Raw genomic sequence first — 16423 nt, 5'->3', positions numbered from 1 at the left:
ACCGCAGTGAAGCCGCTTAAGCAACACTCGCAAAATTATATTATTTCATCTGTCAACTTGACAGGGACTAGTACAAAGCTAATCGCGGGACTTTTTGTTAACGTTTTAATAAATGGAACAGTTAGTCAACAACAGCGACAAAGTGGTAAGCGCCAGAGTTGGCAAGGTATTTCAACCATTGGTAGCCATCTGCAGAGACGGTTCCAATGTAATAAACGGATTCACCAGCATGATAAGTGCCAGTGATTGAAGCTTTCAAACTAGCGGCTGTCCGAATATTCGTGGTGGTCTTGAACGTATAACGACCAGTGGTGTTCTTTACGTTGCTGGCGTTTTTAACCGCGGTGCTAGTCGTTGCGCCACTGACCTTAACGTAATGTTGGGCACCACTATAACTGAGATAACGTAACCAAGTTTGGCCATTACTCGTGACCTTAGCATTATAGTTGACGGTATTGCCTTTATAGTATGCGCCAACCGTCGCGGCATTATCACTAGCAGCGGACTTGATGGCCGTGGTAGCTGAAAACTTGTAAGTCCCTTTAGCGGCTTGGACCGTTGCTTTAGCGTTGCTAGTAGTCTTGGTACTAGTTGCGGCTGAGGCCGTGCCAACTTTAACATAATGTTGCGCGCCACTATAGCTCAAATAACGTAACCAAGTTTGGCCATTTTTAGTGACTTTAGCATTGTAGTTAACGGTATTGCCCTTATAGTAAGTGCCAACTGTTTTGGCGTTATCACTGGCAGCGGACTTGATGGCCGTGGCAGCTGAGAACTTGTAAGTTCCTTTAACGGCTTGGACCGTTTCTTTAGTGTTGCTGGTAGTCTTAGTGTTGGTTGCTGCTGAACTAATTTTGACGTAATGTTGGGCGCCACCGTAGCTGAGGTAGCGTAACCAAGTTTGACCACCTTCAGTCACTTGAGCGTTGTAATAAACGCGGTTTCCTTTATCGTAAGTGCCAACAGTTTTAGCGCTGTCACTTGCGGCTGATTTAATTGCCGTGTTCTTTTTAAAGGTATACCAGCCAGTGACGTGCTTCGTGACCGTTTTAGTGCTGGTTGCTGGTTTAGCGTGGCTGACCGTTGGTAATTCAACGTAGTGGTCTGAGCCGTCGTAGCTGACGTACTTCAACCAAGTGTTGGTGCCGTTACTCAATTTGGCAATATAATTAACGGTGTTGCCTTTGTAATAATGGCCCACGGTCTTCGCAGAAGTTGACGCAGCGCTCTTGATGGCCGTTGTTTTCGTAAATTTATAAGTGCCCTTGACTGATTTAGTGGTATAGGCTTTTTGAGAATTGGCAACTTTATCTGCGCTGGCAGTTGTCGTTGTTGCAGCCTTGTTGCCTTCAAACGTTGCGGTGCCGGCACTGTCTTCAAGTAGCCCGTTGTAATTATGACTAACATCTAAGTAGCCGGTATAATCGGATCCGGCAGGCAAATGAGTCGTTGAAGAAAATTGCCATGCGCCATCGGTCGTGTTCCATAACTTGTTACTTGCAGGTGAGTATGGATATTGAGCACGCCAAACGCGTGAGGTGCCAACTGTCCGGATGACGGCATCACGATATAAGTAAGTATTAGAAGTATAGACCCCGTGGTTAGTATAACCAGCGACATCCAAAGTGTTCCAGAAAGCATTCAAGTTAGCTTCTGCGTTGACGGTGTGGGTGCTGCTGGCTTCCATGTCAGCGAATAAGAGGACTTTTTTAGACACTTTATTAGTGTTTAAGAAAGTGACCATGTTAGTGGCTTCGGATTTAGCTTGGCTGGCAGTATTGAAAGTGGCGTAATGATAGAAATCAACGTTCAAGCCAGCTTTGTTAGCCATTTTAGCTTGGTTAACCGCTGCGTCGTTCACGTATGTTGTGCCTTCAGTGGCTTTGACGACGACGGTTTTAACGGCTAATGATTTCAAAGTGTTGAAGTCTTTTTGGGTCATGGCGCTTTGATAAGAAGCCACATCGACGGCATCCACGCTTGGACGCGTGGTATCACCAATGGTCCAAATATCGGTCTTGGTTTGTGGATCAACTTTGCTTGGTGCGGTAGATTCGGCTGGCTTAGCAGCGGCTGAACTAGCAGCAGACGATACTGCAGGCGCTTGACTAGCAGCGCTAGTGGCTTTAGGTGTTTCAACTTTGGTGGCTGAAACTTTAGCAGTGGCGCTTTGGGCAGCCTGACTAGGCGCTTGGCTCGTTACTGCGGCACTAGCGGCCTGAGGTGCAGCTTTGCTAGTCGCAGCACTGGCAGCTTGGCTAGTTGTTGTTGCGGTGCTGGTTGCGCTAGCGCTTGTGGCTTGAACAGTTTTAGCCTTGTTGGTTGCGGCACTAGTAGCCTGGCTAGCGGTGGCAGTGCTTGTTGCAGTGGCACTTGTTGCTTGACTAGTCGCGTTGCTAGTTGTGGCTTGGGCTTTAGCGGCGACCACGGTATCCGCTTGCGCAACTGGCTGGCTAACTAAAGCGCCGCCCATGATTGAAAATGCGGTTAACCCGGCAACTAGCCAAAGCTTACCAGATTTATAGAGCTTGAAATGTTCGGTCTTATTGAGATTAATTGGACCTTGTGAGTGAAAATTCATATAATTGCACGTCCCTTTATTTTTACTAATACAAATTTAATTATAGGAGTTTTAAGGACCAATTAGCAAGGGCGTATTATGAAATAACCAAATGTAGAAGGCTCGCGATGATGGTTTAGTTTAAATAAACTTGATATTAGCTTTTAAATATCAATAAATTGAGAAAAAATAGCGATAGCAAGGCGTTTAATCACGCGAACTGACCAATACTTTTTAAGTGAACTAGGATGGCACCCTCAAATGAATCGCAAAAATAAGTCATACTGTGGATAATTATGATGAGGCTAATTTCTAAGTAGTTAGCAGGTGCCAGTCATGAAACTGGCTCGTTCAAGTGTTAGTTAAGTCAATTGTAAAACCTAATTTATCAGGCAAACAACGTTCAAACTGTTAAACTTCCAGTTGCACCGACTTTAGAAAATCGGTATGATGGTAAATGTAAGCGTATTCATACCGAAAAGAATAGTTTTTATCAAGTTAGAAAAGGTGATTGAATTGACAACTGCATTTCCCAAAGGCTTCTTGTGGGGTGGCGCGACGGCCGCTAATCAAATTGAAGGGGCTTGGAACGTTGATGGTAAGGGACCAAGTACCGCTGATATGGTCACTGGGGGAACTTTTGAGACGCCCCGGCAATTTACCGCGACACGACAACCAAATACGTTCTATCCATCACATCAGGCGAGTGATTTCTATCACCATTGGCGTGAGGATTTAAAATTACTGCATGAAATGGGTTATAACACTTATCGGATGTCGATCGCCTGGTCACGGATCTTTCCGAATGGCGATGATGAAGAACCGAACCAAGCCGGTTTGGACTTTTATCGTCAGATTTTTGAACAGTGTCGTGATTATGGTATCGAACCGATCGTCACGATTTCACATTATGAAACGCCGTATCATCTAACTCAGAAATATCAAGGTTGGTTAGATCGCCGTGTCATCGATTTTTACGTTAACTACTGTAAGACGATTTTCTTAGCGTATAAAGACCTCGTCCATTACTGGCTAACCTTTAATGAAATTAACATCTTGATCATGATGAGTGGCGGCTATGTCGGTGCAGGACTCCCATTGAAAGACGGCGAGCCAATGTTTGGTGGTAAAGTGACGGACGAGAGACGTCAGGACTGTTTTCAAGCACTACACCATCAATTTTTAGCGAGCGCTAAGGCTGTTCAGCTGGCTCACCGAATCAATCCGGACAACTGGGTCGGTTGTATGATTGCCGGCAGTTTGAGCTATCCATTGACGCCAGATCCAGCTGATGTGTTACTGAATCAGCAAGAGATGGCCATGAATAATTGGTTCTGTGGCGATGTTCAAGTGCGCGGGGTTTATCCTTATTTTGCCAAACGTTACTTTGATGAACACCATATTCACTTACAAACGGAACCGGAAGATACGGCAACCTTAAAAGCAGGTAAAGTTGACTTTTACTCGTTTAGTTACTACTCCTCCAACACGCGGACCGCTGATCCAAGTAAAGCTGAATCGGCTGGCAATATGACCGTTGGCGCTAAAAATCCTTACTTAAAATATAGCGAATGGGGTTGGAGCACCGATGCTACCGGGTTACGTGTCTACTTAAATGACGTTTATGGCCGTTATGGTATTCCAGTGATGGTTGTTGAAAATGGCCTAGGTGCCCGCGATGAAGTGACGGCCGATGGTCAGATTAATGATGATTATCGAATTACTTATTTGAAAGAACATATCGAAGCGATGCACGCCGCGATTGATGACGGGGTGGACCTGATTGGGTATACGCCCTGGGGTTGTATCGATTTGGTGTCAGCCGGAACTGGCCAAATGGCTAAACGCTATGGCTTCGTCTACGTCAACCGTAATGATCAAGAGCAAGGTGACTTTAAGCGAATTCCTAAGAAGAGTTTTTACTGGTACCGGCAAGTTATTGCATCGAATGGTGCAGATTTAAACCCGGTCGTGACACAAAAATTGAACTGAAATTAGTGAGACGACACATCGTTGGCCGAGGGTTGATGATGGGTCGTTTTTTAGACACAATGGATTATTTCCCGGGAAATAGTCGACTTAATGGAAAATTACTGGGTAATTGTTATCCGGCATTTTTCTACTATAAACAAAGGCAGAAATTATGCGCAGTCTTTTGTTGAGCAATGTTTAAATGGAAGCAAACTCGTCACAGAGCGATTTTTAACTTGGTTGATGTACTATTTGACGGCATTTAACACGATCGTAACGGTTATTTTTTGGCCTATGGGCATTGACCGTTTGGTGGCGAGTGCCTTGTCAAAAAGTCATCATCAAGTCCAGCACTGTGCAAAGTTAAGTGTCACCAAGCCTATAAAAATGTGATAAGCTTGTTAACATGACAACTACTTACTGAAAATTAGTTGACCTTTTAATTTGGAGATGACTTTCGTGGACGACGCAGAACGCGAACGTGGGCCGTGGCATCGTAATTTGATTGTGCTATGGTTTTGCACGTTTGTTGCTGGGATGGCTTTTAGTGAAATTATGCCATTTCTATCATTATTCGTGAGTCAATTAGGCGATTTTAATAAACAACAAGTGACTTTTTATAGCGGTTTAGCTTATGCCGCAGATTATGCCATTGCAGCGATTTCGGCGCCGTTATGGGGCATCATTGCGGATAAAAAGGGCCGTAAGATCATGTTACTGCGCGCATCGCTAGGAATGGCGATTGCAATGGGGTTGATGGGCTTTGTGACCAGTGTGTGGCAATTAGTTGCCTTACGAGCACTACAAGGGGTCTTCGCTGGCTTTATTTCGAATGCCCAAGCGCTGGTTGCCTCACAGGCACCACGGAAATACAGTGGTCATGCGTTGAGTACCCTTATTACGGGTGCGGTTAGTGGACAGCTTTTTGGTCCGGTAATTGGTGGCGTGTTGGCACAACTCTTTTCAATTCGAAATACGTTCTTCATTACCGCTGGCCTATTGATGGTGGCGTTCCTATTGAGTCTGGTCTTTGTGCAAGAGCATTTCAAGCCGGTCGAACATCATCGGCAACCGGGCGAGAGTCGTAACCCGCTAGCGGCTTTCAAGAACCCAACGCTAATCATTATGATGTTGTGTTCAACGATGATCGTTCAAATGGGGAATGCGTCAATTGCACCAATTATCAGTCTATATGTGAAGCAGTTGATGCATAATGTTGGGCCAATTACGGTGGTTGCCGGGATTATCGCCGCCTTACCGGGGATCTCAAATATTATCGCGGCGCCAAGGTTAGGCAAATACGGTGATCAACACGGCTCTGGTCGAGTCTTACTCTTCGGTTATATCTTTGCCGTGGTGATGTATTTCCCACAGGGGTTAGTGTCGAGTGTCGTTATTTTGGGCTTTTTACGGTTCGCTATCGGGATTTCTGATGGCGCATTGTTTCCAGAGATACAAACGATGCTGACTAAGAATACACCCGTACATTTAACGTCAACGATTTTTAGTTATAATCAGTCTTTCCAAGCAATTGGGAATATGGTTGGCGCGTTTGCTGGCGGCGTGATTGCGGGGATTTTCGACTATAATTCCGTCTTTATTCTAACTGCAGTTGTGCTATTAATTAACTTGTTATTGATTCTCTGGCTGGTGCCAGGGATTTGGAAAAACAATCGTCAGGCAGTTCAATGACGCTGAAGATGGTCAGTCAAATTATCGACTGATCATTTTTTTATTGCCGATTTTGGGGTAGACGGGTATACTTAGTTTCATGAATATCGAACAAGCAAATTCAGCCGCTGAGGATCAGCGACGCGTGGCAATTTTCAAGGCATTAGCTGAGCAAAATCGGTTACGGATTATCCGGGTACTTTATCAAACATCGCGTGAAATGACTTGCAATGAAGTGGGGGAACAGTTAAATATTAGCAAGTCTACGGTGTCTTATCATTTTAAAGCACTTCGATTAGTCGGTTTAACCAATACGCGCCAAGTTGCCCAAACCAAATACTTATCGCTACAGCTAGCGACTTTTGACCGTTACTTACCAGGGTTCTTGGCAACCCTGTAATTTTTAAGCTTTTAGTTCGATAGTTATCGAACTAAAAAATGTAGAAAGGTGATATTATCAATGACGAAAACGCACCAACATAGTCGCTATCTTGCTTTAGGCATGGTCTTAGCCGCAACCAACATGCGGTTACCGATCACTATGATGCCAGGCTTGATCAGTGCAATGAAACAAGAGTTAGGCTTACCCAGTTCCATGGCTGGGCTGATTACCACGATTCCTTTACTCACTTTTGCCATTATGTCACCGTTGATTGCCCGCTGGGGACATCGCTTTGGCAATGAGTGGACAATTTATATCATGCTGATCGTGTTGGCAGTCGGAAGTTACTTGCGGGTTCTCCCTGCAATTCCGTTGTTGTTGATTGGGACGCTATTGGTCGGCATTGGGGTCGATGGTGGCAATGTTTTGATCCCAGCGATTATTAAGGATAACTTTCCACAGCGAATTGAATTAGCAACGAGCAGTTATACGTTGTCGATGGTCTTTGTGGGGTCATTAGGAACTGGCTTGTCGGGCATTATGGCCGCACATTGGTCTTTGCCCATCACCATGGCGGTACTTTCGGTCATCGGACTTTTAAACCTCGTCGTTTGGACACCTAATTTGAAATATAATCACCGGGCGCCGGTGACACCAAATCGTCAAGCGCAGTCCACGCCACGGCCAAGTGTCTGGCGGCTCCCATTAGCTTGGATTGTGACCGCGTTCTTCGGGTTGCAGGCGCTAGTGTACTACTCATTACTAACTTGGTTGCCAACGATTTTTGTCGCACGGGGCTTTAGCTTGGTTGCTGCTGGCAATTTAGTGACGCTCATGCAACTCAGTGGGTTGCCAATGTCGTTTTTAGTTCCTGTCACTTCTGGTAAAAAATCTGGGGTTATTACCATGATCACGGTAATTGGTGTCGGTTTTATGGCTGGTACGGCTGGAATATTATTGCCCGGGTTAAATTTGAGCTTGGCGGTTGTTTTATGTATTTTAATTGGCTTAGGCTCTGGCGCAGCGTTCAGTTTAGCAGTGGTTTTCTTTACGCAAAAGACGACTAATGGTTTTGAAACGGCCGATTTGTCAGGAATGGCGCAGTCGGCGGGGTATTTACTCGCGGCTTTCGGACCAGTAGCATTTGGTTGGTTGGGCAGTCATGTCGGTTGGACTTTGGTGTTATGGTTAGCCATTATCTTCTCAGGGTTGTTAACGTTATGTGGCGTGATTTTACAACGGCACGTTTCAATTTACGATTAAATGGAGGGCTAAGTTAGATGCAAGCAGCGTATATTCGAAAGACTGGGTCATTTGATGAGATCCAAATTGGAGAGTTACCAGTGCCACAAATTAGTGACACTGAAGTCCTAATTAAAGTTCAGGCAGTTGCCGTCAATCATGTTGATACATTTGTGCGCAGTGGCGGATTTAAAACTGAGCTGAATTATCCCGCGGTCATCGGTCGGGATGCAGTCGGTACGATTGTGGCCGTTGGCGCTCAAGTTAATCAGTTTCAGGTTGGCCAGCTCGTGTGGACTAATAGTATGGGCTATGCCGGTCGGCCAGGAATTACCAGTGCTTTCGCTGCGATTCCAGCGGCACGCCTGTTTCACGTTCCGGCTGGCGTTGAGCCAAAACAGTTGGTTGGTGCGGTGCACTCAGCGGCAACGGCGGTAATCTTGTTGCAATCAATTTTACAGGTCCAACCTGATGAAACAGTTTTGATTGAAGGTGCCGCCGGTCATGTGGGGACTAAACTGGTGCAAGTGGCGGCAGCGATGCAATCCCAAGTGCTAACGACCGCTAATCCACGTGATTTTGATCGGTTACGGGCGATTGGCGGCATTAAGTGTTTTGACTATCATGCTGATTTTGCTAGTCTAGTCGCGCAAGCTCGGCCAGCCGGGGTCGCTGCCATTGTCGATACCTCAGGAAAAGTGCTTTTAGCGACGAATTTAGCCTTGTTAGGACTAGGTGGTCGAATTGGGTTGATTACGGCGCCAGTCGCAAATCAATTTACGTTTGATGTGCGTCAATTTTATACGCAGCAGCAAGCGATTCGTGGTTTCGTGATTAGTCATGCGACCTTAGCCCAACTCCAGGCTGCGGGTAAGGTACTCAATCAGCTGATGGCTCAAGGGAAACTCCTCGATGATCAACTGGAAGTATTGCCATTTTCACAAGCAGCTCGTGCGCATCAGTTGTTGGAAAAGGGTCAAACGAAAGCTAAAATTGTTCTAATCCCTGACTAGACAACGGTTTTTAGTTTAAAATTAAAAAAATGGCTTTTTAGCCGCTAATTGCTTGCCTTCGAGTAACTAGAACCTTGTATACTCTGTTTTATCAATTTTAAAGCGGAGGGATTTAGCATGGCAATCTTACAAATTATCGCAGTTGTTTTAGTCGCAACAGGGCTATTGACCTTGGTTGGCGATCCAACCCAATCTAAGTCGCGGCCAACGGCATCTATTAAACTAAAATCAAAGTAATGAACAGAATAATTGACTGATCGTTAGTTTAGCAGCTAAATTGAGGGTGTTCATAAAAATGATGGGAGCGATTCGATGACAACACTTAATGCAGCGAATGCAGGAACTTATGCATTTGACGACACGTTTAAAATTAATCGTTTAGGTTATGGGACGATGCAATTAACTGGACCTGGGACTTGGGGTCCATACAAGGACCCTGAAGCTGGGATCAAAGTGATCAAAAAGGCGTTGGACTATGGCATCAACTTTTTTGATACGGCCGATTCATACGGGCCTTGGTTCGCCGACCGCTATTTGGCAGCGGGCTTAAAAGGGGCCGCTAACCGGGACCAAATTTTCATTTCAGATAAGGTCGGTCAAACCCGGCAAGGGCCAAACATTTGGACGCCACATGGTGAACCTAACTATTTACGTCAACAAGTTGAAGTGTCAATGATGACGCTCGGTTTGGATCATGAAGATCTGGTTTTCTTACATCGGATCGATACCCATTTTTCGGTGGCTGACCAAGTTGGCGAGCTGAAAAAGTTACAAGACGAAGGTAAGATCAAGCACATTGGTTTAAGCCAAGTGACGGTTGAGCAGATTAAAGCAGCGCAAAAGGTTGCCAAAATCGATGCGGTCGAAAACCTGTACAATGTCGCTGATCATCGCGATGATGACGTGTTAGCCTATGCCGAATCACAACACATGGCGTTCTTACCATGGTTCCCACTGGCAACTGGGCAATTAGCTGAGGCTGGCAGTCCATTGACCACGATGGCACAAAAATATGAAGTTAGTCCGGCTCAGATTGCACTTGCGTGGTTATTGAAGCGTTCTAAGGCAATTTTGCCAATTCCAGGAACGAGTTCAGTTGACCATTTGGCAGACAATGTCGCTGCTGCGAATGTGGTGCTTTCGGATGCTGATTTCAATGAATTAAGTCAATTGAGTTCTAAATAAACCTTTCGACGAGCTAAGTTTGCTGACTTAGCTCGCTTTTTTTGACCGATAGACGCGTATACTTATTTGAGAAGATACTTTAAAATAGGCGTCAGGTCAAGGCGCAATGTAGCGTTGCGGGCACATTTAGCGGGACGCAACGAATTAGTGCACGATTTAGGATTTCAATCGGAATGGAGAACGGTTATTGTGAAAATAGCAGTTGGTAAAAATATCAAAGCACAGCGTGACGAACACGGCTGGTCGCAGCAAGACTTGGCAAGTCAGTTACAACTCTCACGGCAAACAATTTCCAAGTGGGAATTGGGACGAAGCTATCCGGATATCGAAAATTTAGTCCGGTTAAGTCAATTGTTCCAAGTCTCGACGGATGAGTTGTTGGACTTAAAACCGGCTACGCCGAAAAAGCCAGTGTTCAGTTGGCTGTTTCACAAGAGGAGTTCTAACAAGATGACAGAAATCAAATGGGACACAAGTGGTCAATCCAAAGCCCGCGTGGCAACAGGGTTAATTGTTGAAATTGTGGCAAATCTGGATCCGGAAAAAGACCGACCATTACGTGAGCTCTTAGCATCTTATTATACTGAATTGATCAATCAGCGCTCTGGCTCTAATTTAGCCGTTTTGAGACGGCTCTATTTAGGTGTCAGCAAGTGCATGCAAAAAAACGGCATTATCCTTGATGCGGACAACGAGCAACGGTTGAACGCGTTACTAGCGCTTGGTGCAGTGCGCTATCCGAGCTAAGGATTTGTAGCAGTGCCAAGTGAAGTAAAGCTTGTGTTTATCAAGTGATAACGACTAGAATGGGAAGATATTGTGTAAGAGAGGTTGGATAAAATGAAACCACGACTTAAAAGTGATCAGCCGGCGATTTATTTAGCGGGACCTTGGTTTACGGCGGGTGAGCCAGAACGACTCGCCAAAATTGAGCAACTCATGAATGAGTTGGAATTGACTTATTATAGTCCACGTTTAGATGGCATTGATTTAACACCAGATGCAACGGAAGCCGATCGTAATGCGGTTTTTGCAGATAATGTGGCGCATTTAAAGCAGGCACAGTTGGTCGTTGCGGTGATCGATGATTTTGATACCGGGACAATCTGGGAAACTGGGACGGCGTTTGGCTTAGATATTCCCGTTGCCTATTACGCTGAAACACTGGCTGGTGGGACCTTTAATGTGATGTTAGCCAAGTCTGGCAAAGCAACGATTGAAAATATGGCTGACTTAAAAGCCTTTCTACAAGATCCGACCTCGAATGCCTTTCAATATACCGGCGCCATTCGTTAAAATTGAATGATTGGTCAAAATAAAAAATAGGGCTTCAGAAATTTTAACTAAATTTCTGAAGCCCTATTTGAGTCTTAATGGTTAGTCACGTTTGATCTTAAAATTGTGGACCAACTTTGGAAAAACCAAGCGGTCGGCCGTTGCGATGAGGAAGCCATTCATTAAGAATGAATAAAAGGTCCCGACGTTCACGGCGTCAACACGGTGAGTAATTGTAAAGGTGATTGCCATGATCACGATTGGTGGCACAAAGTCGATTAATTGTGAGGCAGTCGCATTACCTTTTAAATACATAAAGCGCAAAATATTAGTCGTGTCATCGTTTGGATGCATGAATAGATTCGCCCGTTGGTAAATTGAGATGGCCACGCAAAAAGTTGAAACACCTAAAATTGAAATGAACATGCGCACTAGCCAGGGCAGACTTGGGATGCCAAGCGTGGTAAAGGCGGCCGTAAATAGGTCAACAAAATAGCTAAAGCACAAGACGAAGATGATTTCACCGACAAACCGTTTGAGATCTAAACGACGAATGAGTAGCTGATTGGTAATGGCATTGATCAGGCCAATTAGAAATAAAAGCAAGCCAACGTCTAAACCAAAGGCTTCGTTCATATTTACGGCTGAGGCAGTCCAAATCCCACTCCCAACGTTGGAAGTGATACAGAGGGCGTTACCGCAAGCGTTTAAAACTAAACTGAAAATTAAGGCGGCAATTCGTGCGGTTAACGAATTACCAGCAGTTGGTTGGTCATGAGTCAAAATAAATCCTCCTAAAAAGTCACAAGGATTATCATACCGCGCCGAATGGTCGAATAACAGGCTTAGTCACTGGTCACATAATTTTTAATAAGTGGCAACGATTCTTAAGCGCAGCCTAAGCTTGGCATTTTAGCGGCGATATTGGTGGTGTTTTGGGAGTTACTTCGTTAAGTTAAAGAAGTCTTGCAAGTAAACGGCGACCCCGTCCTGTGTGTTAGGCAGGGTAATATCGCTGGCGGCTTCTTTGAGTATGTCCGCTGCGTTGCCCATTGCCACACTGTGTTTAGCGACTTTGAACATGCCGAGATCATTTAAGTTGTCACCAAAAACAATCGTGTGGTCACGGTCAATGCCCGTTGCCGCTTGAATGGCAGTAATGGCGGTCGCTTTGTCGATCCCGTGTGGAATCAGTTCTAAATTGTGGGGGCTCGAACTAGCAATGTTTAAGTTAGTCTGTTGGGCGAGTGCGATTCGAACCAAGGCTAGATCGGCCGGAAGTCCATAAGCAATGGCGTTGGTAATGTGTCCCGCCAAGTTAGGTAACATTTCCGGGCCGATTAATGGCATGGCGTGTAAGTTTGGCATGTCGACGACGTTGGCCTTGGCCGCGTCACGGGCATACGGTTCTTCGTCGCCCGTATAATAGAGGCGGTTCGTTTCAAAGAAGAAGACTTTACAGTTATAGCCGAGCACGATCTCGTAAATTTTGTCGAGTTGGTCGGCAGTGAGAAAGCTGGTGACTAATGAGTCGTTTTGTTCGAAAGTGGCCCCGTTAGCGGCAATGATTTTGACGGGACCACCGATTTGTTCAGCTGCTTGGCGAGCCAACGGTAACATTCGGCCGCTAGCAATATAAAAGTGATGGCCAAGCGACATCACTTGATGGAGCGTTTGTTTGGTTGTCGTTGTCAGACGGGTATGATCGATCATCAAGGTGCCGTCGACATCAGAAAAAATTAAGTAAGTCTGCATGAAATTCCTCCTAGTCATCTTCATTATACTAGACCTGATTGCGTGCAAATCGTTTTATTATTAAATTTATGATTGGGACAAAAGTCCGGTCTGACGGCATTTTTATGAAAATAATTAAAAATTTTCAGTTCAAACTAGACAATTGATATCCAAGTTGTATAATGGACCTGTAAGCGTTAACAAAAACCGAATTTGGGGGCGTTATTTATGGTTAAAAGTAAAGCAATTATGATTGGTTCAGGGCTATCAAACATGGCCGCAGCGGTTTATCTGATTCAAGATGGCCACTGGGATGGTAAAGATATTACCTTCTACGGTGTTGATATGCATGGTGCCAATGATGGTGGGATTACAACTGATTTCACGAATGAATATTGGAACAAGGAACATCCAATGGAAAACACAACTGGGTATGTTGCCCGTGGTGGCCGGATGTTAAATTACCGGACTTATGTTGACCTCATGGACGTCTTGGACCGGATTCCATCAGTGACGGAACCAGGAATGACGGCAGCCGAAGATACGCGTGACTTCGATTCGAAGCACCGCACCTTTGACAAAGCCCGCTTATTACAAGGTGGCAAAGGGATTATCAATGCCAGCAAGATGGGCTTTAACAATAAAGACCGCGAATTGCTGACGAAGTTGATTTTGATGCCGGATAACGAAGAAGAAAAGCTCGACAATGTTTCAATTGCCGACTACTTCAAGGATGATCCACATATGTTCCAGACTAACTTCTGGTATATGTGGGAAACGACTTTTGCGTTCAGAACCCAAAGTTCAGCACAAGAACTACGTCGTTACATGCATCAAATGATTTATGAATTTACACAAATTGAACATTTAGTTGGGGTTAACCGGACCCGTTACAACCAATTTGAAAGTATGATCGAACCATTGATCAAGTACTTACAAGGCCAAGATGTCACTTTCATCGACAACAAGATCGTGGAAGACTGGCAATTTAAAGACACTGACATGCAAGACGAGATCACGGTCACTGGGCTAAAAGTGAAGGATGTTAAATCCGGTGAAGTCGAAGACGTTGAAGTTGACGACGACACGGCGGTTATCTTTACCAACGGCTCAATTACCGACTCCGCAACCATGGGTGATTTCAATACGCCAGCACCTGAAAACATGGAATATGGGATCAGTGCCGCACTTTGGAAGAAAGCCACGGAACGCTTCTACAACTTAGGGACGCCGGACAAGTTCTTCAACGATCGGAGTGCCAGTGAATGGGTCAGCTTCACTTTGACGACTAAGAACCATTTGTTCTTAAACGAAATTGTGCGGATTACGACTCAGGAACCAGGGAACGCATTGAACTCCTTCTTATCAACTACGCCAATCACGCCGTTGAACCAAAAGGATGTCAACATGTCGATCGTGGTTCATCATCAACCACACTTTACCACTCAAAATCCTAATGAAACTGTGCTTTGGGGCTACTTCCTCTATCCACGGCGGCAAGGTGAATTCGTTCATAAGCCATACATTAAGATGACTGGTAAGGAAATGGCACAAGAATTAATTGGTCAACTCTCCAAGGTTGATCCTGGTCCTGGCAACATCAAGGATAAGGAAAAGGAAATCATGGACAGTATCATCAACAACATTCCAGTTTACATGCCATATGCTTCCGCACTCTTCAACAACCGTGCCAAGACTGACCGGCCAGAAGTATTGCCAAAGCATTCAACAAACTTAGCCTTCACAGGTGAATTTGCTGAACAACCTTACCAAATGATCTTCACTGAACAAAGTGCGGTTCGTTCTGGTGAAATTGCGGCTTATCACTTTGCAGGGGTTCCAATGGAGAACTTGGTCAAGACACCACGTTACGACAAGGATCCTAAGACCTTGATGAAAGCTACTAAGAAGTTATTTGATTAAAAATTGAGTTTTAGAAACATACTAAGATTAGCTTCGTAAGATCAAACGGTCTTACGGAGCTTTTTTGAGTTACAGTGAAGATGAAGCTAAAGTCGCACATAGACTCTTGGATTTCGAATCCGTAATATAAAACGATTTCCGTTATTTTCATTTCTAATTCAGTTCTAAGTATGTTGTTCTTCGAGACCGTGTTTAGGAAATTAGATTCGAGAAAATGAAAATTACGCTTACCTGTATTTAGGAGGTTATAATTTGAATCAAATTGATGTTATTGATTGATGTTTCGATGGGAAAAAGTCACTGTGCCGCTTCTCACGACGACAAATGTATTCGTAATTTTGTATCTTCTCACACACAAACAGGATTTTGTACATTACATGATACTGTTTCCTCGTTAAACTAGTCTTGTAATTTATTTTGAATCAACTGGTGTCTACTCACGGCCCGTCAAAGCCTTTTGTGAGGCTAATCAACTAGCTTACGTGGAATTGAATCCACTAAGCTTACACTTTCAAATCAGTACCCTGAGACGATTAAAAACAGATCGTACTGATGCCAAAAAGATTGCCCAGTACGGTATTCAATACCCACAATCACATTCTCATCAATTTACTGATGACTTATCAACGAATTCGTGAGTTAACCCGTTTTTATTTACACATACAGAAGAATATCAAATACCAGCGTACATTACTTCATGCGGTTCTCCAACAAACCTTCCCTGAGTTAAAACACCTATTCTCTAATCGGCTCTCTAAACTTGCACTCAACGTTGTTGGCCTATTTCCACATCCTGATTTAGTCATTGGGCTTTCTCAGACAAAGATTAAGAATATTCTGTTGAAAAGCACCACAAAAAAATCTCAAATGTCAAAGCACTGCGACGCGCTAAAGAGTTAATACACTATGCACATATCAGCTATCCAGCATACAATGCTGACAGTATCCAAGTGAATGAAGTTCGTTACTACGCAAAGTTATTATATGAGCTGACAGTCCAAGCCGAAAAAACTAACAAACAATTGGTGGCTGAAGCTAAAGTTTTGCCTGAATTCGATGTGATGACCAGTATGCCTGGAATTGGTCCATTGTCTGCTTCCGAACGGATTGGTGAAGTCGGTGACATGCGGCGATTTACTAATAATCGTAAGCTGAACGCGTATGTAGGCGTAGACCTCAATCGTTATCAATCCGGCACATATACTCGTCAAGACCATATCAATAAGCGGGGTGATGCCAAAGCACGAGCTGTTCGTTATGTTGTGGTAGACAGTATGATCAAACAACAAGCGGCTGCGCCCAATCACATTGTTAACTATTATTACCGATTAAAAAAAGGACCTCATCCAAAACCGGATAAGGTCGCACGGGTAGCCTGCATGAATAAGACGCTCAAATGTCTTTTAACCATGGTGAAAGCTAACCAAAAGTATGATTACTCATACCACGGACTCGAGGTCCAATAAG

The 16423-nt window shown here is 44.5% G+C and carries 15 protein-coding genes; 12 read left to right on the top strand and 3 right to left on the bottom strand.

From position 1 onward, the window contains the following. Positions 1-121: 121 nt before the first annotated feature. Entirely contained in the window at positions 122-2581 is a 2460-nt protein-coding gene (locus tag FFM70_RS12480; RefSeq protein ID WP_137617174.1) for an SH3 domain-containing protein, read from the bottom strand. Positions 2582-3070: 489 nt separating this feature from the next. Between FFM70_RS12480 and FFM70_RS12475 the strand changes: the two genes are divergently transcribed. From FFM70_RS12475 to FFM70_RS12435, 9 genes are all read left to right on the top strand, one after another. Beyond that, on the top strand, positions 3071-4552 hold the full coding sequence (locus tag FFM70_RS12475) for a glycoside hydrolase family 1 protein (protein ID WP_223877499.1): 1482 nt from the start codon (positions 3071-3073) through the stop codon (positions 4550-4552). A gap of 90 nt (positions 4553-4642) precedes the next feature. After that, positions 4643-4924 (top strand): hypothetical protein, encoded by a 282-nt coding sequence (locus FFM70_RS12470; protein ID WP_137617172.1) that lies wholly within the window; start codon positions 4643-4645, stop codon positions 4922-4924. A 66-nt stretch (positions 4925-4990) separates the two neighbouring features. Beyond that, a complete protein-coding gene (locus FFM70_RS12465) occupies positions 4991-6223 on the top strand; it encodes an MFS transporter (RefSeq protein WP_137617171.1) in 1233 nt (410 codons plus the stop codon). A 79-nt stretch (positions 6224-6302) separates the two neighbouring features. Next, positions 6303-6602, top strand: coding sequence for an ArsR/SmtB family transcription factor (locus FFM70_RS12460; protein WP_137617170.1), 300 nt, complete (start codon positions 6303-6305; stop codon positions 6600-6602). A gap of 60 nt (positions 6603-6662) precedes the next feature. Next, positions 6663-7847, top strand: coding sequence for a CynX/NimT family MFS transporter (locus FFM70_RS12455; RefSeq protein ID WP_137617169.1), 1185 nt, complete (start codon positions 6663-6665; stop codon positions 7845-7847). A gap of 17 nt (positions 7848-7864) precedes the next feature. Then, positions 7865-8839, top strand: coding sequence for an alcohol dehydrogenase catalytic domain-containing protein (locus tag FFM70_RS12450; RefSeq protein WP_137617168.1), 975 nt, complete (start codon positions 7865-7867; stop codon positions 8837-8839). A 312-nt stretch (positions 8840-9151) separates the two neighbouring features. Further along, positions 9152-10024 (top strand): aldo/keto reductase, encoded by an 873-nt coding sequence (locus FFM70_RS12445; protein ID WP_137617167.1) that lies wholly within the window; start codon positions 9152-9154, stop codon positions 10022-10024. Between the two features lie 189 nt (positions 10025-10213). Next, the gene (locus tag FFM70_RS12440) at positions 10214-10771 is read left to right on the top strand and encodes a helix-turn-helix domain-containing protein (protein ID WP_137617166.1); all 558 of its coding nucleotides are present in this window, start codon (positions 10214-10216) and stop codon (positions 10769-10771) included. 93 nt (positions 10772-10864) lie between these two features. Then, positions 10865-11320, top strand: a complete 456-nt coding sequence (locus FFM70_RS12435; protein WP_137617165.1) for a nucleoside 2-deoxyribosyltransferase — start codon at positions 10865-10867, stop codon at positions 11318-11320. Between the two features lie 81 nt (positions 11321-11401). On the opposite strand, the gene FFM70_RS12430 is transcribed toward FFM70_RS12435, so the two are convergent. Then, entirely contained in the window at positions 11402-12082 is a 681-nt protein-coding gene (locus tag FFM70_RS12430) for a DUF6198 family protein (protein WP_479686842.1), read from the bottom strand. Positions 12083-12241: 159 nt separating this feature from the next. Beyond that, positions 12242-13054, bottom strand: a complete 813-nt coding sequence (locus FFM70_RS12425) for an HAD family hydrolase (RefSeq protein ID WP_171002374.1) — start codon at positions 13052-13054, stop codon at positions 12242-12244. Between the two features lie 207 nt (positions 13055-13261). Here FFM70_RS12425 and FFM70_RS12420 point away from each other — a divergent pair, with 207 nt between their 5' ends. The 3 genes from FFM70_RS12420 (at position 13262) to FFM70_RS13980 (ending at position 16422) form a co-directional block, all read left to right on the top strand. Beyond that, the gene (locus FFM70_RS12420) at positions 13262-14956 is read left to right on the top strand and encodes an oleate hydratase (protein WP_137617163.1); all 1695 of its coding nucleotides are present in this window, start codon (positions 13262-13264) and stop codon (positions 14954-14956) included. 410 nt (positions 14957-15366) lie between these two features. Next, positions 15367-15594 (top strand): IS110 family transposase, encoded by a 228-nt coding sequence (locus FFM70_RS13985; RefSeq protein ID WP_223877498.1) that lies wholly within the window; start codon positions 15367-15369, stop codon positions 15592-15594. A gap of 312 nt (positions 15595-15906) precedes the next feature. After that, positions 15907-16422: a transposase gene (locus tag FFM70_RS13980; protein ID WP_223877497.1), complete on the top strand. Its 516-nt coding sequence runs from the start codon at positions 15907-15909 to the stop codon at positions 16420-16422. Position 16423: the final 1 nt, after the last annotated feature.

The organism is Lactiplantibacillus nangangensis, from assembly GCF_005405065.1.
Lineage (GTDB): Bacteria > Bacillota > Bacilli > Lactobacillales > Lactobacillaceae > Lactiplantibacillus > Lactiplantibacillus nangangensis.
Note: the sequence above shows the minus strand (reverse complement) of the source record. Positions and strands in the feature narration are given on the sequence as shown.